The organism is Agrobacterium larrymoorei (assembly GCF_013322225.1).
Lineage (GTDB): Bacteria > Pseudomonadota > Alphaproteobacteria > Rhizobiales > Rhizobiaceae > Agrobacterium > Agrobacterium larrymoorei_A.
In genome coordinates this window covers 1-22235 of record NZ_JAAMFB010000029.1, presented here as the reverse complement: position 1 = coordinate 22235, position 22235 = coordinate 1, and the positions used below count along the sequence as shown (strand labels likewise).

Genomic DNA, 22235 nt, shown 5'->3' with positions numbered 1-22235 from the left:
ACTTCAACGCGCTGACGCCAATGATGGTGGCGGCATAATCGAGGCGGAAATCCACTTAGCGAAACGCCCGAAACTGTTCAAACAAACTGAGCCACCTCTGATTGCGCCATTCGCGGCGGTTTACTCGCAGACTCCTCATTGATGGCTCGGAAGCTTTGCGAACTCGATTATGTCCTGTGCGCAGCACCCGCCTATCTCAACCAGCACAAATTGCCGACGCATCCAGACGATATGCATAAGCACAGAATCGTCAGCTACTTCTCGGCTTCGTCTGGCAAACGCTTTCCCTTGCGCTTCCAACGAGGTGAAGAGCGTTCTGAGTATTTGCCAAACTCGGCGGGAATCTCTGTCAATGAAAGTACGGCGCACCTGAAATCCCTGGTCTCTGGTTTGGGCATTGGCCAAAGCTTCGGTTTCCTGGCGAGACCGCTTATCCAGAGCGGCGGGTTGATTGAGCTTCTTCCTGAGTGGAAGCCACAAAACCACACTCTCCACCTTGTTTACCCGGCCGACCGATTTCCCAACCCCCGGCTACGTGCATTTTCTGACTGGGCTACAAGGCTTTTCGGACAGATCGATGCTCGAAGGAAAGCGACAGACGAGATTATTCATACAGATGGATAGTGTCTCCATTCCGGGCGGCTTCCGGTCGTCACGCTGACTGAATAAATTTCCTTCATCGGACGGCGACGAATGGCCTCTTAGCCAATGCCACCTCCCCGAACAGATTTGAAACTTCAACGGCCGCGCACATTCGGCCCTGCCCTTTCGCGCGCCTACCAACAGGAGAGTAAGATGACCAACAGACTTGAAAACAAGATCGCCGTTGTCACCGGTGCCACAAGCGGTATCGGTCTTTCAACCGCCAAGCTCTTTGCATCAGAAGGTGCCCGCGTTTACATCACGGGTCGCCGTCGTGACGCGCTGGACAAGGCTGTTGCCGAGATCGGCCACGGAGCCATCGGCGTCCAGGCGGACTCCTCAAGGAACGAGGACCTCGACAAGCTCTTTGCGCAGGTGAAGTCAGAGCAGGGTCGTCTCGACGTCCTCGTCGTCAATGCAGGTGGCGGAACTATGTTGCCGCTCGGCCAAATCACGGAGGAGCAGATCGATGACACCTTCGGTCGCAACGTGAAGGCTGTCATCTTTACCGTTCAGAAGGCACTCCCGTTGATGAGCAATGGCGCATCGGCCGTGCTGGCCGGCTCGACCGCTGGCACTGAAGGCACCGCCGCTTTCTCTGTTTACTCCGCTTCAAAGGCAGCCGTTCGTAACCTCGCCCGCTCATGGGCCCTCGATTTGAAGGGCACCGGCATTCGCGTCAACGTCGTGTCGCCAGGTGCCACCCGCACACCCGGCCTCGTCGAACTTGCCGGCGACGACAAGGACCAGCAGCAGGGCCTCCTCGACTATCTGGCATCGCGCATTCCGCTTGGCCGCGTCGGCGAGGCCGAGGAAATAGCCAAGGCAACGCTGTTCCTTGCGTCCGACGATGCAAGTTTCGTCAACGGCGCAGAGCTCTTCGCCGACGGCGGTCAGGCTCAGGTCTGATCAAATGACGGGGAGTGGCTGACACCCACTCCACGTCACAAGGAGAGGATCGACGTAGTTTATTTCAAGCACGGCAAGCTCCGGGGATATGCTTCAGGCGATCCAAGTCGCTGACTCTAAACATACAGGACGCGGCGAGATTTGATCCGGGCGCATCCGAGTCCGGCAAGTCGAGATTGGCTGCTTTTACTCACTTACGGCTTTTATCAGCTCGTTGATTTCCGACAGCTCAGAGGTCTCCGGTTTAGACGCCGCCTTTACGGATTTGCGACGGGGTGGCGCCGAACGCCTTCTTGAAACTTTGGGAAAAAGTACTCTGCGATGCAAAGCCCCACTTCTCGGCAATTTCCTTTGCGGAAAGATCCTTGCTTTGTTCAATTTCGTTGCGCGCTTTCTCAAGTCGCAAGGCTAACTGGTACTGGCTGATCGTTTGGCCTACACAAAGCAAAAAAGAATACTGCAGAGAGCGCACACTGACGTCGCTGAGGCTGGCTAAGTGTTCGGGGGAGCTTCTAGCAGCCGGATGCGCATGGATATATTCTATCGCCCTTCGGACCTGTCGTGGAGCAACCAGAGGAAGAGGCGCTTTGAGCTTCTGGGTGTAATTATTCGGATAGTTAAGAAGAAAACTATCGATAACCAGATTGCCGACCGCAGGAGAATGCGCGTTTAAGGACCTGGCGATGTCTTGCAACGGTGAGCCGTTGAAAAACTGAACAAGAGCCGCAAGACCTTTGAGGTTGCCCTGATCCAGAGCGGATTTGCTGAACTCGACTGATTGAACAACCGGCTTATCAAGCAATATCGACATCCTCTTGCATAGCAGTGCGTCGGACATGACAACAGTCGAATGTACGCTCCCGTCAAAGACATCGACGTTGTCCGCGTGACGATAGCCAATAACCTGATCCGCAGTCACCGACAGTTTATTGCCCTTGAACTGGTATCCGGCCGCACCCTTACTCACAAAATTAAATAGCACAGAATCGAACATCGCGACGGGGGTAACCCGATAGCTGCCTATCGTTTCTGACCATTCAAAAAAAACGTCATCAAGGACGGCGAGATGCCCATGAACCCCGTATTTATAGTGTGAACCAATCGGAGTTGCAGAAACCGGAGCATAGGCCTCACTAAGATACTCCTCAACTTCACCAATGTCCCGGGACGAAATTTTGAGCTCTTTGTAAGGACTGTTCGTCATTCGCAATAAATCCGATATTCCTTGACATGATTGAATAGCGAAATTGAACCCACTTCAACCCTTCCTCAATCTTCTTATCGGTTCTGATTAACCCCGGATTTACCCGGTTCGGTAAGGCTAACTCACACGAGCTTGCGAAGTGGACAGGTCGCCGGAGTTTTTGCTTAACGTCGTGATGCTCCCCATCCGCCTGACATAAAGGACGCCGTTATCGACGCTTTGGCGAAGCGGTAATCCGACGAGATTCGGCCCAAGTTTTATCGACCAACACAATAAACCTGCACCTCACAGACATCAATGCACCCCAGACGAACTCATGGGCCTCTTCCGTGTTCCAAAATCGAAATATCATAGTTACTCTAAATTAGAAAAACTGGTTTTGTCACTCGACAGAGCTTTGTTTTCAGTACCTTGGCGCCGGGTCAACCGCCCGGCAATGCAGACGAAACGATACAGACGGAAATGGCGTTGGAGAAAAATTCGGTGAGTATGCGCTTAGACGGGCAAACAATCAGTAACGCCGCTACGCTATTATCAGCGATGGAAAATCCAAAGAGGCTCGTGATACTTCAGATACTGCTTGAGGGAGAGATGCCGGTCGGGCAACTGTCGCAGAAAGTTGGTCTCAGCCAATCAGCCTTATCGCAACATCTTTCCAAACTGCGCAGTGCCAAACTCGTGCAGACTCGTCGCGATGCCCAAACGATCTATTATTTCAGCCACTCCGAGGCAGTGCGGCGACTTTTAGCAACTCTCGAAGAAATTTTCGTCGAAAGACCGGCTGTACGATTGAGCAACAGCGTTCAGTGAACCTGACACCCGCGCGACCATCGGAAAACGCGATGCTATTGCGTCAACAGTCGTCTCGGTTTTGCTAAGCCTGGGAAACAGGAACCTGTTTCGTTCGCCGGCTAAGATAAATGATCGACGACGTGATATCGGCAATCTCCTCTCTGCGAGCAAGAGATAATACAAAATCGCGCAACGCATCTGTCGATGGGACGGCGACGTGTGCGACAAGATCTGCCGTGCCCGTCACCATGTAGATCGCAATGACATCTGGCAGATCTGCGACATAGTCACAAAATGCCGCAGCGTCAGGCAAAGCCTGGGGTCTTATTTTCAAAGACACATGGGCCTGAACACCGCGGCCAATCTTGCTCAGATCGACCTCTGCGTGGAAGCCAGTGAGGATGCCTCGATCCAGCAATGTTGCTACGCGAGCAAGACAAGTTGATTCGGCAATGCCCAACTCGCGGGCCAGGCGACGATTGCTCAATCGAGCATCTTGCTGCAAGCGGGCCAAAATCTTGCGATCAATTTCGTCCAAAGACAATCCACCGTCCTGTAACCGAATTTAATTCTGCTTCACATTTTCATTATCGAATTTAATATTGCCTAGTCAGAAATGACAGTAAATAATTTTTGCATTGGCTACTATGAACGCATATTTTTCAAATGCCGCGCGCGCTTTGACGGATCGAAAACAGTCGGGGACGAAGGGTCTGTGGATCACGTTTGCCGCCATTGCGGTGTCTGCCCTCAATCTCAGACTCGGCGTTACATCGCTGTCACCACTGCTACAAAAAATCAGTCTGGAATTTGGTTTCGACACTGGCACGATAGGCGTGTTCGGCATGCTTCCGCCAGCGTGCTTTGCGTTATTCGGTACGATGACGCCCTTGCTGGTCCGCAAATTTGGCTTGGAGAATACGGCGGCGTTTGGCCTGATGCTTGTTGCCATCGGAACCGCAACACGGGCACTCTCATCTGACACGGAAAGCTTTATCGCACTGACAATCCTAACACTGGCGGGTGCGGGCGTTGCGGGCGTCGTCATTCCGCCGCTGGTACGAGTGTACTTCCCGAAACGTATTGCCTATATCAGCACGGTCTACCTTATCGCGATGCATCTGGGAGCTCTCATCCCACCTCTTGTTGCAGTACCCATGTCGGAAATCATCGGCTGGCGCCTTGCCATTGCGCTTTGGTCGGTCGTCGCCGTTATTGCCTCGCTGCTATGGGTTACTGTCAAATTTATGCTGACGCACAAGCGAGAGCGGGCTCTAGCAGAGACAACAGCGCCGCAAGTTACGTTGGGCTTTCGCGATGCCGTTCGGTCGCCGACACTCTGGAATCTGACCATACTGTACGGCATGACATCATGGAACGTCTTCATCCTGTTCACATGGTTGCCGCGTCTTGTCATAGACAGCGGGCATTCCGCTGGTTTTGCTGGCGCTATGGTGTCCCTTCTTATTGGGGTCAGCATGCTTATTGGCGTTTTTGCCCCCTCTGCAACGGTGCGCCTGAGAAATCCAGCACCGCTCATCCTGTTCTGCGTCGGACTGTATGGAGCTGGGTATTCCGGGCTCGCGCTTGGGGCAAACAATCTTGTGCCATTGTGGGTGATCTTCCTTGGTGCGGCCTCAAGCCTTTTCATCGTCGCAACAACGATGATCAATACCCATAGCCGAACCGCCGCCGGGTCTGCGACGACGTCCGCATTCGTGCAGGGCATAGGTGGCGCCATCGCTCTGTTCGGCCCAATTCTCTTCGGTCAGCTACAACGCTTCACAGGAACATGGAGCGCCTCGTATTGTCTCGTGGCCCTCTCTCTTGTCGTTATGGCTATCGCCGGAATACGCGAGCGGGAGCATGGGACGATCGAGGACGATTTATCGACACTGGAAAAGCGCCCTTGAGCGAGAAAACAGTTCTCCAAACTTCGGATGGTGGTTTGTCGGTCCGCTCGCGATTATTTGACTGCCCAGCCGGACTGCAGAATATCTCTGAGCGACTGGCGGGATTCCCCATCGGCCGTTGAAGTACCGGCGGCCCAGGCGATACCGAGCGCGGCGAGGAAAATATCCCGCCCTCTCAAATTCGGTCGCACTGTCCGCGCTTAGCGACGCCTATCGAGGCGTCACCATGCCCATAGGCTCAGTTTCAAAAAGCGATATGCACTTTCATTGAGCGGCTTCTGTCACCCGCGACTTCGAATGCCGAAATCGCATCATCGAGGGGGAAGGTCCCGGTGATCAAAGGCTTGAGATCGACGCGGCTTTTGTTGATGAGATTGACCGCCTGACCGAACTCCTCATGAAATCGGAACGTGCCTTTCATCTCGATTTCTTTTGCGACGACCATGTTCTGTGGAATAGAGACATCTCCTCCGAGACCGAGTTGAACGACAGTCGATCGTGGTCGCAAGACTTCCAGCCCCGCGCGAACAGCCCGTTCGTTTCCTGAGGCTTCGAACTGGACGTCGAAGTAGCCTTTGTTTGCCGAATAGGCCGAAAGGTCTTCCGCGTTTTCCGCGACATTGATGACCCGGTCGGCGCCGACATCGAGAGCTTTCCTCAACACGGCATCCATGACGTCAGTCGCGACGATTTCTCTGGCACCATGCGCACGCGCTGCGATGATGGCAAGCGCGCCGATCGGTCCGCACCCCGTCACGAGCACCCGCTTGTCAGCAAGGCTGCCAGCCCGGTTGACGGCATGAAGTGTCACGGCGAATGGCTCGGCCATGGCCGCCTCGTTGATCGAGACACCCTCGGCAACCTTGTGGCATTGGTAGGCTTCAGCAACCAGTCGCTCCCGGAAGGCGCCCTGGATGTGGGGCATTGGCATGGCAGAGCCATAGAAACGCATGTTGAGACAATGGTTCTGTTGACCGCGCAGGCAGTAGTCACACGCATTACACGGGCGACTGGGCGATACCGCAACTCGATCGCCCACGGCAAGCTCGGAGACCCCGGAACCAACCGCCTTCACGGTCCCTGCCACCTCGTGACCGAGGATCATGGGCTCGCGGATGCGCACAGTCCCGAACCCTCCATGATTATAGTAGTGCAGGTCTGACCCGCAAATACCACCGGCTTCGATTGCAACTTCGACTTGCCCTGTGCCGAGGGCTTCCGTTTCACGCTCTTCGATACGGAGGTCCTTGGCGGCATGGATAACGACGGCCTTCATCGACTTCTCCTTAAACTACGGGTGTTGGCAGGGCTGAACCCGCAAAATGCGCGGCAAGATTATCGCGCACCAGCTTGCCCATTGCCTTGCGGGTTTCGATCGTCCCAGAGGCATGATGCGGTTGCACAAGCACGTTTCCAAGTTCCAGGAACCGTGGATTGAGCTTGGGCTCGTTCTCGAAGACATCAAGCGCAGCCGATCCTAGAGCGCCGCTTTCCAGCGCGGAAAGCAAAGCATTCTCATCAATGTTCGAGGCGCGCGAAATATTGATCAACATGCCCTCTGGTCCCAGCGCCTCGATCACCTCGCTGGACACGATATGTCTCGTCGCAGCCGATGCCGCGAGCGTGACGAATAGAAAATCCGCGTGTCTGGCCAGTTCGACCGGATCAGAGATGAAGGTTAGACCCTCGGCATAGGGTTTTGCAGCTACATCGCTATAGGCAATATCCATATCGAAGCCCTTGAGACGCTTGGCGACTTCGAAACCGATGCGACCAAGGCCTAGCACCCCCGCTCTTCGGCCCCAGACACGGCGCTTCAAAGGATACAGGCCCTTGGCTTGCCAGCTTCCGTCACGGACCCATGCTTCGGCACCGATGATTCCGCGCGACTGAGCGAGCATCATGCCGATACCCAGATCTGCAACGTCATTGGTCAAGACATCGGGCGTATTGGTGACACGGATACCGCGTTCGCGGCAGGCTTGAAGGTCGACGGCGTCATAGCCTACGCCATAGACCGAAATCACTTCGAGCTTTGGAAGTTTGCCGATCAGTTCAGCAGATGCCCCAAGCTCGCCCCGTGTGGCAATGGCGCGAATATCGGGACCATACTCCTCTAAGAACGCCTTCTGATCCTTTGCTTCGTAAAGCTTGAGGACCTTATACTGGGCCTCGAGTTCGACAAGATCCCATTCCGGGTAGGGCCCGATGAGTAGAATTTCCGGCTTGGCCACCGCTTCCTCCATGACAGTTTCATTGATTTTATCGTGTTGCCGCAAAATCATTGCGGCGATGTGCGCGAACACTTCCGAAGCAATCCGCTTCAGAGTCTTCCCGTGACAGACGCCAACTTCTGGCTGACAGACTTGCAGCAGGCCGAAACACCCCTCACCACGATCAGGCGGGGGTGTTCAATTCCTTACAGGGAGACCGTAATGCCGCCATCGACATAGAGCGTGTGACCGTTCACGAAGGAGGAAGCTTTACCGGAGAGAAATACAGCGGCCCCGACGAGTTCATCGACGTTGCCCCAACGGGCGGCCGGCGTGCGCTTCTCAAGCCAGGACGAAAACTCCTCGCTGTCGACCAACGCCTGATTGAGCGGTGTCCTGAAATATCCAGGAGCAATCGCGTTAACCTGAAGCCCGTGCTTTGCCCAGTCGGTGCACATACCACGCGTCAGGTTCTTCACCGCGCCCTTTGTCGCCGTATAAGGCGCAATGCCGGGACGCGCGAGTTCGCTCTGCACGGAGGCGATGTTAATGATTTTGCCTCGACCGCGACCGATCATATGCTTTGCGACTGCCTGACCCACGTAAAAGACGCTTGAAATATTCGTCTTCAGCAGTTGCTCCCATCGATCGACGGGAAAGTCTTCCAGAGGCGTTCGAAACTGCATACCGGCGTTGTTGATCAGGATATCGATCGGTCCGATCCGGCTCTCGATGTCATCGACACCACTCTTGACCGCAGCAGCATCCGTCACGTCAAAATCGGACGCGGAAACCTTGCTGCCCGCAGCGGTCATCTCTTCGACGGCAGCATCCAGCTTGCTCCTGTCACGGCCGTTCAGCACTACCTCGGCGCCGTGGCTGGCCAATCCTTTAGCAAGAGCAAGACCAATGCCCTGGGATGAACCTGTCACCAGGGCGCGGCAACCGGTAAGATCGAAAAGTGGAAAAGTCATCAAAACCTCGTCCCTTGCATCAAGGAATGCCTGCACACGTCAAAAAATGGAGCGGCGCGACAATACTGGCGCCGCCCGGATGATCGAATTCGAAACGCCTCGTGCGTCTCACATCAACCCGTCGATATCAAATATCGACAACCAATCCCTTAGCCTTCAAGACAGGTTCAAGATTGCTGACTTCGATCACCGATTTGCCCTGCTTGTAAGCTTCAATGTATCCGGCTTCAGCATCTTCGCGGATTTGCGATAACCGCGCCGATTCCTGTGCTTCGGCACGGCGCACGACGACCAGACCATCCGCATCGCCGACAATGATATCGCCGGGATTGATGATTTCGCCGCCAACGATGATGCTGTCGTTCACAGCTGCAATCGTTTCTTTCACCGTGCCCTTGATGCAGACGCTTAGCGAGAATACGGGGAAACCAAGGTCTCTCAACTGCAGGGTATCACGCACGCCCGTGTCCGTTACCAGACCGCCGATGCCCTTCGCAAGGCAGGCATTCGCCAGAACGTCTCCGAAAGAACCGGCTTCTTCATATTCGCCAGCCGAAACAACGATGATGTCGCCGGGCTTTGCGTAATTGATGGCAAGCTGCAACATGATGTTGTCCCGCGGGGCGCACTTGACCGTAAATGCGGGACCACAAAGCTTCATCCGGTAATCGACCGGCTTGAGGCGGGAGGATAGTGCGCCCTTGCGGCCTTGTGCTTCGTGGATGGTGGCAGGCGAAAACTTCGAAAGGGCTTCGATGTCTGCCTGGCTTGGCCGTTCTGCAATATCTTTGATGTGGATCATAAAACCTCCCACGGTAAGGCTTGCGGCGGGAACGTCCCGCCGCTCGCGTTGAATTCAGGTGTTGTTTTTCAAGTCCTGCCGCCGCTTGGCGGACAGATCAGGGAATAGGATCGAACTTTAGTTCGGAAAGCGGAACGACCTTGTCCGTACGGGTCATCTTGTACTCGGTGTTCGGCCCGAGCCATTTGTCCCAGATCTTGTTGATCTCGCCGTCAGCGTCGAGCTTACGAAGCACTTCGTTGATCTTCGCCGTCAGTTTCGGATTGTCCTTTGCCATACCGATACCGATCGGCTGGTACAGCATCGGCTCCTCGATCATCCGCATCGGCTTGCCCTTGGTCTTGGATTCGTTGACGAACTTGGTTGTCGTCATGGTGTTGGCCACCATACCGCGCGCCTTGCCCTGCTGAACCGCGAGATAGGCGGACGCCGTATCCTGGAAGGTCAATGGCTCGGACTTGTTGAGCTTAATCGACATTTCAGAGGTCGAGCCCTTGGTAGAGGCGACACGCTGTCCTTCGTAGTCGGCTTTCTTCTGACCGGCATCGTCGACAGGAACGATCAGCATTTCCTTGGCGAGATAGTAGGGGTCGCTGAACTGGATCTGCTCGGCGCGGCTCTGGGTGTAGGCAAGGTTGGCGACAGTGATGTCGACGCGACCGAGCTTGACTTCCGGCACGCGGGCTTCGACAGATACAGGCTTCACTTCAGCCTTTACGCCCAGTTCCTTGGCAATGGCGTTGCAGAGATCGACGTCGAAGCCAGCCATTTCGCGGGTCTTCGGATCGGGTGCAGCGAAAGGAACGACGTCCGCGAATGTTGCGCAACGCAGCACCTTGTTGTTCATAACGGTGTCCAGCTGATCCGCAGCCGCTGGCGAGGCGAGTGCTGTGCCGGCAAGGATCGCAGTCAGTGTAAGGGATTTCCAGTTCATTTGTTGTTCTCCTCTTATTGATTGATGTTTATCAGTGGCGCAGATCGGCAAGGAACCGCTGCGCACGCGGATGGCGTGGTGTGTTGAAAAACTCTTCTGGCGTAGCTTTTTCAAGAATTTCACCGGCATCGATAAACCAGATGCGGTCGGCGACTTCACGGGCAAAGCCCATCTCGTGGGTGACGCACATCATGGTCATGCCTTCAGCAGCCAGCCCCTTCATGACCGCCAGTACCTCGCCCACCATTTCGGGGTCGAGCGCACTTGTCGGCTCATCGAACAGCATAACGGGCGGCTCCATGGCGAGAGCGCGGGCAATCGCCACACGCTGCTGCTGACCACCAGACAATTGCCCGGGGTAAGCGCCCGCCTTGTCGGACAGTCCCACCCGATCCAGAAGCTTCAGCGCCTTGTCGCGAGCGACATTTGGCGCGACGCCTTTGACACGGATCGGGGAAATCGTGATGTTTTCGAGCACAGAAAGATGCGGAAACAGGTTGAAGCTCTGGAACACGAACCCGACGCGGCTACGCAAGAGGTTCAGTTCCTTCGTCTTCGTCGCCGCATGGATATCCTGTCCATCGAGCGTAATCGAGCCGCTGTTGATCTCCTCCAGCCGGTTGACTGTGCGGATCAATGTGGACTTGCCAGAACCGGAAGGACCGCAGATGACGACCACTTCGCCACGCGCCACTTCGGCATCGACGTTCTTTAAGACCTGATAATCGCCATAGCTCTTGCAGACATTCGAGATGCGGATCGTCTGCTGCGTTGGGGATGCTGAGGTGGTCATGGCTGCTCCGTAATGATTTTGGCCTGGGCCATCGCTACCTGCTGCGGGCGGGCAACGACGCCCGCGCGGCGCTTGGCTATACGACGCTCGATAGAGTTCGCCAGATAGGTCAGGCTCCAGCAGATGGCGTAGTAGACCACCGCGAGGATGAGGAAGACCTGGAACGGCTGCGTCAGAAGCTGGTTATTCACCTGGCTCGCCGCAAAGGTCAGGTCCGGCACGTTGATGACGTAACCAAGCGTCGTGTCCTTGATCGTCGCGACGAAGGTCGAGATCATGCTCGGGATCATGTTGTAGAGCGCCTGCGGCAGGATGATGAAGCGCATCGCGCCCATATAGCTGTGCCCAAGAGCCCGCGCCGCATCCATCTGCCCGGCACCGAGAGCGACGATGCCTGCCCTGACGACCTCGCTGAGGAACGCCCCCTGATAGACGACCAGCGTCACCAGCATGATCATGAAGCTCGGCACATCAGCGCCGGTCCACAAAGGGATAAGGAAGTAAGTCCACAGGATGAGCATCAGAAGCGGCACGCCGCGCGTCACATACACCAGCCCCGTCACCGGCCACCGGATCAAACGCCACTTCGAAAGCCGCGCCAGCGCCATCAGGATGCTGACAGGAAACGCAAAGGCAATGGCGAGTGCGGAGAGGATAATCGTGTTCGCCAGTCCACCCAGAGGACCGTTCGGATATTGACCGATCAGAAGCAGCAACCAGTAGTCATGGATAATGGTGATCATGTCGCTTATCATGCGCGCGCCCTCCAGACAGGATCTAGCCGCATCGAGATATAAGCACCAGCCGCCATGATGAGTAACGAGATGGCAAGGTAAAGCACTGTTCCCACAAGATAGATCTCGAATGTCTGGAAGCTCAGATTTTCGATTTCCTTGACCGCATGGGTCAATTCCGAGGCGCCGATCACCAGCGCGAGAGAGCTGTTCTTGAACAGTGAGACAGTGTGATTGATCAGCGGCGGCAATGCGTTACGCACACCCTGGGGCATGATGATGAAACGCATGGCGGACAGATAGCCGTGACCCAGCGCTTTTGCGGCCTCCATCTGGCCGGGGCCGACGGAGCGTAGACCGGAGCGCAGGTCCTCGCTGAAATAGGCCGCCTGACACAGGCCTAGGCCTACGATCGCGAAAATCGTCTCCGCGTTGTGATCGATCAGCCAGTTGGTAAGACCGGAGGGCAGCAGCGTGAAGATACCAAAGTACCAAAGCATCAACTGCACCAGTGTCGGCACATTGCGGTGATAGGAAACATAGGCTGCGACGAAACGAACACCGAACCGAAACGGCGAAAACCGGATGCAGAGGAGTATCAGCGCTAGCGTCATCGCAAGCGTCCAAGAGCCGACGAAGATGACGAAAGTCATCTGAATGCCGTGGACCAGCATTCCGATATATTCCGGATTGCTGAGGATCGCTAGAAGATCGAAGCCGGTCACGGCTTTTGCTCCTTCGCTGCTTCAGCCGCCAGCACGTCCTGCGGCTTGGTCGTCTGCAGCCCGCCCATTACCTGCAATGTCGGGGTGATTTCCATATGGCCGATATTGACGGCGACCGGTGCCGCAATGGCGAACGCAATCGCATCGGCAATGTCTTCGGCCTTCGGCAGTTCGAAACCATCGATGAAGCGCTCACGCACACTCGGATCGTTGCCATGGACATGGTTGAAGATATCCGTCGCGACGCGTCCGGGGCAAATCTCGGTCACGCGAACGCGCTTGCCAAAGGCGTCAATGCGCAGCTGGTTCGACAGCATGGCGACGCCTGCCTTGACGGCGTGATACGTAGAGTTTCCGCCGAAATTGTAGTTCCCCGCGATCGAGGAAATATTGATGACGTGGCCCCGATCACGTTCCACCATGCCCGGCACGACCAGACGGCAGATATGAAGAACGGCACGCAGGTTCACGTCCACCAGAAGATCGATATCTTCGGCATCCGCCTGAAGAAACTTCTTCGGTCTGTCTACACCGGCATTGTTCACCAGAATGTCGAACTGCACCCTGTCGGCAAGCTCGCTCAGAGCCGCGCGGTCGGTGACGTCGATGGCATGAGAGATGCAGCCTGTGCGCTCGGCCAGTTCTTTCAAGGCATCAGCGCTGCGAGCGACTGCATGGACCTCGATATTTTCGCGGCGGAGCCGCTCAACGACTGCTGCGCCGATACCGGATGAAGCGCCGGTGACCAATGCGGTCTTGTAATCGGAGAATGGCATTCTGATCCCCTTTTTTGTTGTGATGAACATTAGCGGAGCTTCGGGGTCTTGCCTAAGACCGATTACTTTTGAGGTAATAAGGAAGTTTTATGGACGGGAGCAAGCGGCGCTTCGCCTTCCTGAGGCGCGTCGTTTTTTACGATTTGATCCGAAGTTATCTGGTGTCACATTGCAAAAACGGCGGGAGGATGTAAGTTGCGATCAACTTAAAATACATTTGCATCATCATGGACATAAGACGTTTAAAATCGTTCATCGTTATCGTGGACAGCGGCAGCATCACCCGGGCCGCGGACATCCTGCATCTTGCGCAGCCAGCGCTTAGCCAGCAGCTTGCCGCACTTGAGGAGCATTTCGGTCAGAAGCTGCTTATACGCAGTCAGCAAGGCGTCACGATGACGGATGCCGGCCACGCCGTCTATCGCCATGCGCAGATCATTCTGCGGCAGATGGAACAGGCGCAGGCCGATGCCGCCGCCGCTGGAAATTCCATCGCCGGGCGCGTGTCCGTGGGTCTCGTACCGTTCAGCAGCGCAGCCACCCTGTCCATCGACCTGCTGGCCGAAACGCGCAAGCGCCATCCGGGCATATTGATCCATCTGACGGAAAGCGTGGGACAGGCATATAGCCAGATGATCATGAATGGCCGTCTGGAACTGGCATTGATCCACGGCACCGGCCCCATCAAGGGGGTGAGGTTCGAGCCGCTGCTGAGCGAAGAGTTCTATCTCGTCGCGCATCGCGACTTCAGCATCGATGTGGATTCGAAGCCGGTTCCGATTGCAGCACTCGACGGAATGCCGATGCTGATGCCGCCGATCTATAATTTCGTTCGCCGTGCCGTGGAAACGGCATTTACACGCAGCAGGATCAATCTGAAGGTCGTGGCTGAAATCGAGACTGTGCGAACGCTCGTTCGCGCTGTTGCAACCGGTCTTGGTGCAACGATCATGCCAAAGGCCATTGCCGACCGGATCGTTTCCGAGTCGAACGAGCCCATCACCTGCCGGCCTCTCTCTCCCCGGATAGAAGAGACATTGTCGCTTTGCATTTCCGATCAGACCTCGCTGTCGGAACCCGCTTTCGCCGTCAAGGACATCCTCCTGGAGCTGACGGAAAAGCTGAAGATTTGAAGTTACGCCCCGGTCCGGTGTACCTAACCGGGGCGCATCATCTGTCTCAGCGCATGTCGCGGACGAACTGTGCGATACGGTCACAGCCTTCGTTCAGCATTTCCATGCTGGTTGCATAAGAGATGCGGAAATAGGGGCTGATTCCGTAAGCGGCACCCTGCACCGTAGCGACGTGGTGCTCATCGACCAGCGCCATGACGAAATCCACATCGGTCTCTATCTTGCGGCCACCCTTGGTAGTCTTGCCGATCACACCGGAAATGTTCGGGTAGAGATAGAAAGCACCTTCCGGCTTGTGGCAGCGCAGACCTTCGATTTCCGCAAGCCTGCTGAGCACAAAGTCACGACGCTCGCGGTAGATCGCCGCGCGCTCTTTCAGCAGGTCCTGCGGGCCGTCGAGCGCTGCGATTGCTGCGGCCTGCGTGACCGTGGAAATGCCGCCGCTGTTCTGGCCGTTGACGTTGCTGATGGCCGAGATCAGCTCCTTGGAGCCGCTTGCGCAATAACCCAAACGCCAGCCGGTCATCGCATAGGCTTTCGACACGCCGTTCATGGTCAGCACGCGGTCATAGAGCCGTGGCTCCACATCGGCAATGGTACCGAATTCGAAGCCGTCATAGATCAGATGTTCGTAGATGTCGTCCGTCAGGATCCAGACATCCGGGTGACGCAACATCACTTCGGCGATGGCGGCCATTTCAGCGCGGGAGCAGGCGGCACCGGTGGGGTTGTTGGGGAAATTGAGGAAGAGCCACTTCGTGCGGGGCGTGATTGCCGCCTCCAGATCCTCCGGGCGAAGCTTGAACCCGGTCTGCTCGTAGCAGGGGACCGCAACCGGAACGCCGCCTGCGAACTTCACGATATCGGCATAGCTGACCCAGGACGGGGTTGGAATAACCACCTCATCGCCGGGATTGCAAGTTGCCAGCATGGCGTTGAAAATGACCTGCTTGCCGCCACCGGATACGATGATCTGGCTGGCGTCATAGGTCAGATTGTTGTCGCGCTTGAACTTTCTGGCAATCGCCGCCTTCAGCGCAGGCGTGCCGTCCATAGGCGGATATTTCGTCTGGCCACCCAGAGCTGCTTCATGTGCTGCCTCGATGGCATGTGCGGGTGTCGGAAAATCCGGTTCGCCCGAAGACAGGCTGACGACCTTGATGCCCTGCGCGGCCAGTTCTCTGGCACGCTGGGTCATGGCGGCGGAAGCGGAAATGGAGACGTTTTTCAATCGGTCGGCTGTCGTGGGCATCTTGGCGATCTTTCAGTGAGATGATTTCAAAAATTGCGATCTGGTGCGATCAGGATGCGAGTTCGGACGCTGGCGCGAGCGTGGCACCTGCGGCGTCGATTTCGCTGCGCACGATACGGGCCAGTTCCAGCGAACCCGGCGTATCGCTGTGAACGAGGATCGATCGGGCTGGCATTTCCAGCACCGCACCATCGATGGCTTCGACGGTTCCATCCTTAAGGAACCGGCGAACGCGGGCGCGCACGGAGGCTTCGTCCTTGACCAGCGCACCGGGAAGACCACGGGTGACGAGGTTGCCCTTGGCATCATAGGCGCGGTCCGCAAGAAACAGCGCCAGCGTCTTCAGCCCTGCCCGCTTTGCGGCTCGTTCGATCTCGCTGCCCGACGTTACGAAAACGACCAGACGCGAATCCACCGCCGAAATGGCGCTCATCATCATATCGGCAAGCACAGGATCACGATTGACCATATTGCCCATGGCGGCGTGGAAACTGAAATGCCCGACCTCAACACCTTCGCTCTTGGCAATCGCTATCAACGCGCCGAGCTGGTAGAGCATCTGCTGACGCAATTCATCGGGCTGAAATGGTAGCTCACGACGTCCAAAACCAGCCCTGTCGGGCAAGCCCGGATGCGCGCCGATACCAACGCCATTTTGCTTGGCCAAGCGCACCATCCGCGCCATCGTATCAGGATCACCGCCATGAAAGCCGCAGGCAATGTTGGCGGATGAAACCAGCTTCATCATCGCTTCGTCATCACACAAACGATACGGGCCGAAACCTTCACCCATGTCGGAATTGAGATCGATCTTCATCAGTTCCTCACTCTTCATCCGGTTTTCTGCTCAGGCCATCGCCTTCAAGGCGCGCTTGACCATGTCAGCGGTCTGTTTGATGTCTTCGAAATAGGCTTCCAATGCCTGCTCAACCTTGCGCGCTTCTTCGTGGCTGGAGCGCAGGAACCGGATTTTCCCACCGGGATTTGCTTGCCCGAGCCGCCACAGATCAGCCTCGATCACACCGGCAATCTTCGGATAACCACCGGCTGTATTGGCATCGCTCATCTGAATGATCGGCTCACCACCCGGAGGAACCTGCACGACGCCAGGCACCACACCGTGCGAGCGCATTTCCCTGATTTCGGTCGGTTTTATGGGATCGCCGGACAGCCGGTATCCCGTTCGGTCGCTGCGTGACGACATACGCCAGACCTGTCCCCAGAACGCTTCGCCGTCATCGGCAAACAGATGATGCTCACCAGCCGGAATAGCGCGAACCTGCAATACGCCGTCAACGATTTCAGGAAAGACATGGGCAAGAGCTTCTGATGGCTCCACCACCGCGAGGCCACCTTCCGGCAGCGGCAAGACGTCAGTCTGCGTCCCGATTTTCAAATGATCGCCCTTGGTGAGTGGCCGGCCATCATTGCCACCGAAATTACCGCGCAGCGACGTGCTGCGTGATCCCATCAGCACCGCGACATCCAATCCGCCACCAACAGCAACATAGGCACGAGCGCGTTTGACCGGCTGGCGCAATTCCAGCACATCACCGTCCCCGGCCACATGCGCGCACCATGGCAACAGCTCTTTGCCATTCAGCAACACCAAACCATCAGTGCCGCTCACCGCAAAAACCATAGGCCTGGAAACGCGCAGTTTGAACGGAAAGGTCTGTACTTCGATAACCGCAGCATCCGGCTCATTACCCACAAGAATATTGCCGGTTTTCACCGCAACCGGATCCATGGCACCTCCAGCGGTCACGCCAATATTGCGAAAACCCGGACGCCCGAGATCCTGAACGGTGTTGAAATGGCCGGTTTCGAGGATTTCGATCATAGCTCTACCCTCGCTGGCACGAAGCGGACTGTGTCACCCGGCGCCAGAAGCGCAGGCGTCGGCGACGTCGGATCGAACATCTTCAGATCCGCGTAGCCGATTGAATTCCAGCCATTGGGGCCGGTCAGCATGGCGACACCGGTCTGCATCCCCCCAATGGTCACGCAACCTTTTTCCATCTTGATCGACGGTACCGTTTTGCGCGGCATGTAAATACGGGCATCAAGCCCATGCAGATAACCAAAGCCAGGCGCGCTGCCGAGCGCAAACACCCGGTAAGTCGCTTCATGATGAATGCGCACAACTTCTCGGTCGCTGAGACCGGAAAAGTCGCAGACTGCGGCAAGGTCGGTTGCATATTCACCACCGTAGTGAACCGGTATCTCAACCGTCTTTCCGGCAAGATCAATGCTCGCGGCATTGTCCCATGCTTCCAGCAGACGTCCAATAACCGCATCGGGATCGGCAGGCGTTTGCTTGAAAATGGTAAGAAGGTTGGTCATGCCGGGAATGACTTCGGCGACATCGGCCCAAGTGCCGACAGTCTGTGACAAAGACCAGATCCAGCGCTGTGCCGGCAAATCGAATTCGCCCGGCGCCTCAAGCAGGAAGGATCGTGAACCAATAAAGGAAATACTCGCCTGCCCTTTAACGACTGGCTGAATTTCCTGGTGCGACACGCGGATGCTTGACCTGGCAATCATGAGTGGGACTCGATTTCAAACAGAGGATCACCGAACCCGACCAGCGCACCGTGTTCGACAAGTCGGCCAGTCAGCAAACCGGCGCGACCGGCGAAGACGGGAACGAGAACGTGGCCAATCCGGATAAAGCCGACCACTGCATCTCCGGCTACAGAGTATGGAAACGTCTCGTCTCCACCGGAAGCGACGTGAAAATGCCCTGCTATTCGTGCTTTCACCGCAAAGTTTGCAGTCGCTGTCGGTCGCGCGGAAGAGTTCGAGGCATGCTTTGCGCTTCCTTGCGAGGCGGAAACGACCAGCTTGACTTGGGCATCAGGCGTGGTGATCTCCAGCCCATCGACCCCAGCCGCCTTCAACATATCCGTCAAGGCTGCAAGCGTGGCCGGATCAGTAAAGTCGAGCCTGCTCATGCTGCTCTCCATGTTGTAAGCCACTGCTCGAGGTAATGAATGTCCGTTTCGCCTTCTCCAAAGGCATCGTTCTCAAACAATGCGCGCAACAACGGAAGATTGGTGGAAATGCCTTCAACACGAACCTCGGCGAGCGCGCTGCGCATCCGTGCCATCGCTTCCTCGCGCGTTGGCGCATGCACGATCAGCTTGGCAATGAGAGAGTCGTAGTAAGGGGAAACGCGATATCCTTCATGGATATGCGTATCGATACGGATACCCTCGCCCTTGGGCCAAATCACATCTGTCACCACACCAGCGGAGGGGAGAAATGTAGCGGGGTCCTCGGCATTGATGCGGCATTCGAAGGCGTGTCCGTTACAGGTTACGTCTTCCTGCCGAAGTTCCAGATGCCTTCCCTGCGCCGATTGGATCTGCGCCTGAACGATATCGATCCCGCTCGTCATCTCGGTGACTGGATGCTCGACCTGCAGCCTAGTATTCATCTCGATGAAATAGAAACGCCCGTCTTCATAAAGAAATTCGAACGTGCCGACGCCCCGATAGCCGATCTGCCGGCAGGCCTCGACGCAAGCAAGCCCGACAGGCTGAATGATCTCCTCGGATATCCCGGGGGCTGGCGCTTCTTCGACCACCTTTTGATGACGCCGCTGCATCGAACAGTCACGGTGGCCGAGCCAGATGGCGTTGCCATGCGTGTCACACAGCACCTGTATCTCTATATGCCGCGGATGCTGAAGAAATTTCTCCATGTACAAAGCTTCGGAACCGAAAGCTTGCCGCGCCTCTTCCCGCGTCACCCTAATGGCATCCTGGAGCGCCGAAACTTGATGCACCACCCGCATACCACGACCGCCGCCCCCGCCAGCCGCCTTGATGATGACAGGATAGCCGATCTCCTGCGCGATACGTGCAACGGCCTCCGGCTCATCTGGAAGTGCTGTGTCAGGGCCGGGAACGCATGGCACACCTGCCGCGATCATGGTCCGCTTGGCGGCGATCTTGTCACCCATCATGGCGATCGAGCCAGCATCGGGGCCTATGAAGACGAGACCGGCCTTTTCGATAGCTTCAGAAAAGGCGGCATTTTCCGAGAGAAAGCCGTAACCGGGGTGAATGGCGCCAGCGCCCGTCAAGCGTGCCGCAAGCAATATTGCGTCCTTGTTGAGATAGCTCTTCGTCGCATTCGCCGGGCCAACGCAAAGAAATGTGTCCGCAGTCTCACCATAGGACGCCTGCCTGTCGGCCTCCGAGCATATGGCAACGGTCTTCAGACCAAGTTCCCGGCATGCCTTCTGGATGCGTGCGGCGATCTCACCACGATTTGCGATCAGGACAGTGTCGAAATGGGATTTGGAATCATCAAGACCCTGCGCCATCATGCGATCTCCGCCAGAATATCGTTGGCACTGACTTCTCCACCATCGATATCGGTGAGGAAAGTAATACGCCCGGAGCATGGCGCGGCAATCTTGTTGAAGACCTTCATGGCTTCAATGATGAACAGCGTATCTCCCGCCTGCACACTGTCTCCTGTCTCGATGAAAGGAGGTTGTCCGGGCGCAGAGCTGCGGTGCAAAACGCCAAAGATCGGCGCGCGCACGGCCGTGACGGACGTCGCACTCTCGGCTGTCTTCGGTTCTGTGTCTAAATTTGTCTCCGGACCCACATAAGCGTTGCCAACGGCGACATCATTCGTCTGCCGAAATATCCTGACGGTCATCTTCTTTTTTGTGACGGTCAGTTCGGTAACGTTTGATCGCCCGACAAAATCTATGAGCGTTTTTATCTTCAGCAGGTCCATAAGCATACTCGGCATCGTTGGGAGCCGCTGATGTGATCCACCCAACACAGCAGATCATCATCGGCGGCCTAGACCTAGCACGAGCACCACGCCGATGGGGTCAGAAGAACTTTTAATGGCCCATAAAGCGATCGCAGGCTTTATCTTCCTTCTTCCTCAACCGGGAAATTTCTCTGCCAGTTGCGCGTTGCCGAGTGTCAACAACCGACCAATTCACAAGGTCGGATGTTCCTGCTTTTGAAACGCGGTACAAAGCGCGGTGTCGTCCCTACGCTAGAAGCGAACCATGATAGTTGCTTCTAGAGGCCTTAGATCCATAAATCGCTGTGAAGACGTTGTCCCGAGGTAATATGCACGCAAAAAGCGCATCCAACCAACATTCGAATCGATAAAGGCAGCTAACTTGTCTGTCTCCTCGATCCGCGAGTTACCCATGAACGCTTCATGCTCGAGCCAGCGCCGTTGCAAAGTGCGTCTTCCGTAAGTGGCCATTACCGTGAGGGCGTTGAAAATCGCGTAACGACTCCGTCAGACGGAAAATGCAGTTTGGAACGCATCCAACGCTTTCTCAGCGTCTGTTGACGCAAAGGACTCAAGGCCGACCGGGCCCTTATAGCCCATATTTTTGAGCGAAACGGCAATATTGCGCCAATTGATTTCACCCGTTCCTGGCTCGCAACGCCCCGGGACATCTGCCACTTGGATCTCGCCTATGTAAGGCAAGCACTTTTCACAGAGTTGAATCAGATTTCCTTCTCCAATCTGCGCATGGTACAGATCGAGATTGAGACGGAGCCTTGGGCTGCCGATCGAGGCTACAAGCGCCAGTGTGTCTGCGGCACGACCGAAAGGCACGCCCGGATGATCGACCTCAAGGTTGAGGTTCTCCAGTGTAAAAACGACATCTTCCGCTTCGGCCATATCTGTCACACGCAAGAGCGTGTCTCGAGCCTTCAGCCACATATCACCGGTGACAACCTCGACGGGTTGAACGGGAAGCCCCCCTTCGCCAAGGCCTGTTCCATGCAAATTCAACCTTTGAACGCCCAGTCTTTTGCCAACGCGGATAGTGTCCCGCGCAGTTCGAAGAAGGTCCTGCGCGCCGTCTTCATCAGTCAGGCGACCGGAAAGATATCCATTCATGATGGTGAATGTTGCGCCAGTCTTCTCGAGCTTGTCGAGATCATGGTCGGGCCAGTTCCATAGGCCGACACCGAAACCAAGCTCCTTCAAGCGGCTGGCGCGCCATTCGATTGGGCGATCCTGCCACAGCATCTCGGCGCAGGCACCCAGCTGAAACGTGCAGATAGCATTTGATTGCGTCATGTCTTATTTCTCTTTGCTGATAAGGATGCCGAATTTACGTGGCTTACGGTTTTCGGCCACAGGTGCAAACGGGTTGCTTTCGAACGCTTTTCCAGACGAATGCAGGTTTCACTGCCTGGCCTTGTGCGGTCATATTGTTCCGTTGAGGTCTTTCGAGAGTGTCTGGAGTTCTTTTCCTCCTGCCATGAGGTTTTGGACGTCCTCCATTGAGATTTCGGATTTGCCGAATGTGCCCAGTGTCTGGCCCCGGTTAAGGACGGTGAAGCGGTCACCGACGGCATAGGCATGGCGGACGTTGTGGGTGATGAAGATGACGGCGAGGCCCTTCTGCTGCACCTGGTTGATGTATTTC

24 protein-coding genes and 1 pseudogene are annotated in these 22235 nt (G+C 56.1%); 5 read left to right on the top strand and 20 right to left on the bottom strand.

Features of this window, described 5'->3' with window-relative positions; genetic code table 11:
* Positions 1 to 141 precede the first annotated feature (141 nt).
* Together G6L28_RS18350 and G6L28_RS18345 are read left to right on the top strand one after the other, a co-directional pair.
* On the top strand, positions 142 to 624 hold the full coding sequence (locus G6L28_RS18350; protein WP_234902637.1) for a LysR substrate-binding domain-containing protein: 483 nt from the start codon (positions 142 to 144) through the stop codon (positions 622 to 624).
* 171 nt (positions 625 to 795) lie between these two features.
* A complete protein-coding gene (locus G6L28_RS18345) occupies positions 796 to 1551 on the top strand; it encodes an SDR family NAD(P)-dependent oxidoreductase (protein ID WP_174065266.1) in 756 nt (251 codons plus the stop codon).
* Between the two features lie 244 nt (positions 1552 to 1795).
* On the opposite strand, the gene G6L28_RS18340 is transcribed toward G6L28_RS18345, so the two are convergent.
* Positions 1796 to 2755, bottom strand: coding sequence for a helix-turn-helix domain-containing protein (locus G6L28_RS18340; RefSeq protein ID WP_174065265.1), 960 nt, complete (start codon positions 2753 to 2755; stop codon positions 1796 to 1798).
* A gap of 489 nt (positions 2756 to 3244) precedes the next feature.
* Between G6L28_RS18340 and G6L28_RS18335 the strand changes: the two genes are divergently transcribed.
* A complete protein-coding gene (locus G6L28_RS18335; RefSeq protein ID WP_174065271.1) occupies positions 3245 to 3565 on the top strand; it encodes an ArsR/SmtB family transcription factor in 321 nt (106 codons plus the stop codon).
* 64 nt (positions 3566 to 3629) lie between these two features.
* Here the strand turns inward: G6L28_RS18335 and G6L28_RS18330 are convergent, their stop codons facing one another.
* A complete protein-coding gene (locus G6L28_RS18330) occupies positions 3630 to 4091 on the bottom strand; it encodes an Lrp/AsnC family transcriptional regulator (RefSeq protein ID WP_202033728.1) in 462 nt (153 codons plus the stop codon).
* A 103-nt stretch (positions 4092 to 4194) separates the two neighbouring features.
* Between G6L28_RS18330 and G6L28_RS18325 the strand changes: the two genes are divergently transcribed.
* Complete coding sequence (locus G6L28_RS18325) at positions 4195 to 5460, top strand: CynX/NimT family MFS transporter (RefSeq protein ID WP_174065264.1); 1266 nt, start codon at positions 4195 to 4197, stop codon at positions 5458 to 5460.
* A 244-nt stretch (positions 5461 to 5704) separates the two neighbouring features.
* On the opposite strand, the gene G6L28_RS18320 is transcribed toward G6L28_RS18325, so the two are convergent.
* The 9 genes from G6L28_RS18320 to G6L28_RS18280 form a co-directional block, all read right to left on the bottom strand.
* Entirely contained in the window at positions 5705 to 6736 is a 1032-nt protein-coding gene (locus tag G6L28_RS18320; RefSeq protein ID WP_174065263.1) for an L-idonate 5-dehydrogenase, read from the bottom strand.
* Positions 6737 to 6746: 10 nt separating this feature from the next.
* Positions 6747 to 7694 carry an NAD(P)-dependent oxidoreductase gene (locus G6L28_RS18315; protein WP_174065269.1) on the bottom strand — a complete coding sequence of 316 codons (948 nt, stop codon included), beginning with the start codon at positions 7692 to 7694 and terminating at the stop codon, positions 6747 to 6749.
* 185 nt (positions 7695 to 7879) lie between these two features.
* Positions 7880 to 8647: an SDR family oxidoreductase gene (locus G6L28_RS18310; protein ID WP_174065262.1), complete on the bottom strand. Its 768-nt coding sequence runs from the start codon at positions 8645 to 8647 to the stop codon at positions 7880 to 7882.
* 127 nt (positions 8648 to 8774) lie between these two features.
* Positions 8775 to 9449, bottom strand: a complete 675-nt coding sequence (locus G6L28_RS18305; RefSeq protein ID WP_174065261.1) for a 4-carboxy-4-hydroxy-2-oxoadipate aldolase/oxaloacetate decarboxylase — start codon at positions 9447 to 9449, stop codon at positions 8775 to 8777.
* Between the two features lie 97 nt (positions 9450 to 9546).
* Complete coding sequence (locus G6L28_RS18300; RefSeq protein ID WP_174065260.1) at positions 9547 to 10383, bottom strand: ABC transporter substrate-binding protein; 837 nt, start codon at positions 10381 to 10383, stop codon at positions 9547 to 9549.
* A 31-nt stretch (positions 10384 to 10414) separates the two neighbouring features.
* On the bottom strand, positions 10415 to 11176 hold the full coding sequence (locus tag G6L28_RS18295) for an amino acid ABC transporter ATP-binding protein (RefSeq protein WP_174065259.1): 762 nt from the start codon (positions 11174 to 11176) through the stop codon (positions 10415 to 10417).
* A complete protein-coding gene (locus G6L28_RS18290; protein ID WP_174065258.1) occupies positions 11173 to 11931 on the bottom strand; it encodes an amino acid ABC transporter permease in 759 nt (252 codons plus the stop codon). Before G6L28_RS18290 ends, G6L28_RS18295 begins: the two co-directional genes overlap by 4 nt.
* A complete protein-coding gene (locus tag G6L28_RS18285; RefSeq protein WP_174065257.1) occupies positions 11928 to 12635 on the bottom strand; it encodes an ABC transporter permease subunit in 708 nt (235 codons plus the stop codon). The genes G6L28_RS18290 and G6L28_RS18285 overlap by 4 nt, the downstream gene beginning before the upstream one ends.
* Complete coding sequence (locus G6L28_RS18280; protein WP_174065256.1) at positions 12632 to 13411, bottom strand: SDR family oxidoreductase; 780 nt, start codon at positions 13409 to 13411, stop codon at positions 12632 to 12634. The genes G6L28_RS18285 and G6L28_RS18280 overlap by 4 nt, the downstream gene beginning before the upstream one ends.
* 227 nt (positions 13412 to 13638) lie before the next feature.
* On the opposite strand from G6L28_RS18280, the gene nac reads away from it, so the two are divergent.
* Positions 13639 to 14544, top strand: a complete 906-nt coding sequence (nac, locus tag G6L28_RS18275) for a nitrogen assimilation transcriptional regulator NAC (RefSeq protein ID WP_174065255.1) — start codon at positions 13639 to 13641, stop codon at positions 14542 to 14544.
* 46 nt (positions 14545 to 14590) lie between these two features.
* On the opposite strand, the gene G6L28_RS18270 is transcribed toward nac, so the two are convergent.
* The 9 genes and pseudogenes from G6L28_RS18270 to G6L28_RS18230 all read right to left on the bottom strand — a co-directional run.
* Positions 14591 to 15796, bottom strand: coding sequence for a pyridoxal phosphate-dependent aminotransferase (locus G6L28_RS18270; RefSeq protein WP_174065254.1), 1206 nt, complete (start codon positions 15794 to 15796; stop codon positions 14591 to 14593).
* Positions 15797 to 15845: 49 nt separating this feature from the next.
* Positions 15846 to 16613, bottom strand: a complete 768-nt coding sequence (locus tag G6L28_RS18265) for a 5-oxoprolinase subunit PxpA (RefSeq protein ID WP_174065268.1) — start codon at positions 16611 to 16613, stop codon at positions 15846 to 15848.
* Between the two features lie 30 nt (positions 16614 to 16643).
* Positions 16644 to 17639 (bottom strand): biotin-dependent carboxyltransferase family protein, encoded by a 996-nt coding sequence (locus G6L28_RS18260; RefSeq protein ID WP_174065253.1) that lies wholly within the window; start codon positions 17637 to 17639, stop codon positions 16644 to 16646.
* Positions 17636 to 18343 carry a 5-oxoprolinase subunit PxpB gene (pxpB, locus tag G6L28_RS18255; protein WP_174065252.1) on the bottom strand — a complete coding sequence of 236 codons (708 nt, stop codon included), beginning with the start codon at positions 18341 to 18343 and terminating at the stop codon, positions 17636 to 17638. Before pxpB ends, G6L28_RS18260 begins: the two co-directional genes overlap by 4 nt.
* Complete coding sequence (locus G6L28_RS18250) at positions 18340 to 18753, bottom strand: acetyl-CoA carboxylase (protein WP_174065251.1); 414 nt, start codon at positions 18751 to 18753, stop codon at positions 18340 to 18342. The genes pxpB and G6L28_RS18250 overlap by 4 nt, the downstream gene beginning before the upstream one ends.
* Positions 18750 to 20132 (bottom strand): acetyl-CoA carboxylase biotin carboxylase subunit, encoded by a 1383-nt coding sequence (gene accC / locus G6L28_RS18245; RefSeq protein WP_174065267.1) that lies wholly within the window; start codon positions 20130 to 20132, stop codon positions 18750 to 18752. Before accC ends, G6L28_RS18250 begins: the two co-directional genes overlap by 4 nt.
* The gene (locus G6L28_RS18240; RefSeq protein ID WP_174065250.1) at positions 20132 to 20557 is read right to left on the bottom strand and encodes an acetyl-CoA carboxylase biotin carboxyl carrier protein; all 426 of its coding nucleotides are present in this window, start codon (positions 20555 to 20557) and stop codon (positions 20132 to 20134) included. The genes accC and G6L28_RS18240 overlap by 1 nt, the downstream gene beginning before the upstream one ends.
* 528 nt (positions 20558 to 21085) lie before the next feature.
* Positions 21086 to 21883: a TIM barrel protein gene (locus G6L28_RS18235; RefSeq protein WP_174065249.1), complete on the bottom strand. Its 798-nt coding sequence runs from the start codon at positions 21881 to 21883 to the stop codon at positions 21086 to 21088.
* Between the two features lie 129 nt (positions 21884 to 22012).
* Positions 22013 to 22235: pseudogene (locus G6L28_RS18230) on the bottom strand (sugar ABC transporter ATP-binding protein); the annotation flags it as partial.

Bases quoted from the DNA above. Each gene is read 5' to 3' on its own strand.
- G6L28_RS18350 (WP_234902637.1), top strand. From the start codon at position 142: ATGGCTCGGAAGCTTTGCGAACTCGATTATGTCCTGTGCGCAGCACCC.
- G6L28_RS18345 (WP_174065266.1), top strand. From the start codon at position 796: ATGACCAACAGACTTGAAAACAAGATCGCCGTTGTCACCGGTGCCACA.
- G6L28_RS18340 (WP_174065265.1), bottom strand. From the start codon at position 2,755: ATGACGAACAGTCCTTACAAAGAGCTCAAAATTTCGTCCCGGGACATT.
- G6L28_RS18335 (WP_174065271.1), top strand. From the start codon at position 3,245: ATGCGCTTAGACGGGCAAACAATCAGTAACGCCGCTACGCTATTATCA.
- G6L28_RS18325 (WP_174065264.1), top strand. From the start codon at position 4,195: ATGAACGCATATTTTTCAAATGCCGCGCGCGCTTTGACGGATCGAAAA.
- G6L28_RS18320 (WP_174065263.1), bottom strand. From the start codon at position 6,736: ATGAAGGCCGTCGTTATCCATGCCGCCAAGGACCTCCGTATCGAAGAG.
- G6L28_RS18310 (WP_174065262.1), bottom strand. From the start codon at position 8,647: ATGACTTTTCCACTTTTCGATCTTACCGGTTGCCGCGCCCTGGTGACA.
- G6L28_RS18305 (WP_174065261.1), bottom strand. From the start codon at position 9,449: ATGATCCACATCAAAGATATTGCAGAACGGCCAAGCCAGGCAGACATC.
- G6L28_RS18300 (WP_174065260.1), bottom strand. From the start codon at position 10,383: ATGAACTGGAAATCCCTTACACTGACTGCGATCCTTGCCGGCACAGCA.
- G6L28_RS18295 (WP_174065259.1), bottom strand. From the start codon at position 11,176: ATGACCACCTCAGCATCCCCAACGCAGCAGACGATCCGCATCTCGAAT.
- G6L28_RS18290 (WP_174065258.1), bottom strand. From the start codon at position 11,931: ATGATAAGCGACATGATCACCATTATCCATGACTACTGGTTGCTGCTT.
- G6L28_RS18280 (WP_174065256.1), bottom strand. From the start codon at position 13,411: ATGCCATTCTCCGATTACAAGACCGCATTGGTCACCGGCGCTTCATCC.
- nac (WP_174065255.1), top strand. From the start codon at position 13,639: ATGGACATAAGACGTTTAAAATCGTTCATCGTTATCGTGGACAGCGGC.
- G6L28_RS18270 (WP_174065254.1), bottom strand. From the start codon at position 15,796: ATGCCCACGACAGCCGACCGATTGAAAAACGTCTCCATTTCCGCTTCC.
- G6L28_RS18265 (WP_174065268.1), bottom strand. From the start codon at position 16,613: ATGAAGATCGATCTCAATTCCGACATGGGTGAAGGTTTCGGCCCGTAT.
- G6L28_RS18260 (WP_174065253.1), bottom strand. From the start codon at position 17,639: ATGATCGAAATCCTCGAAACCGGCCATTTCAACACCGTTCAGGATCTC.
- pxpB (WP_174065252.1), bottom strand. From the start codon at position 18,343: ATGATTGCCAGGTCAAGCATCCGCGTGTCGCACCAGGAAATTCAGCCA.
- G6L28_RS18250 (WP_174065251.1), bottom strand. From the start codon at position 18,753: ATGAGCAGGCTCGACTTTACTGATCCGGCCACGCTTGCAGCCTTGACG.
- accC (WP_174065267.1), bottom strand. From the start codon at position 20,132: ATGGCGCAGGGTCTTGATGATTCCAAATCCCATTTCGACACTGTCCTG.
- G6L28_RS18240 (WP_174065250.1), bottom strand. From the start codon at position 20,557: ATGGACCTGCTGAAGATAAAAACGCTCATAGATTTTGTCGGGCGATCA.
- G6L28_RS18235 (WP_174065249.1), bottom strand. From the start codon at position 21,883: ATGACGCAATCAAATGCTATCTGCACGTTTCAGCTGGGTGCCTGCGCC.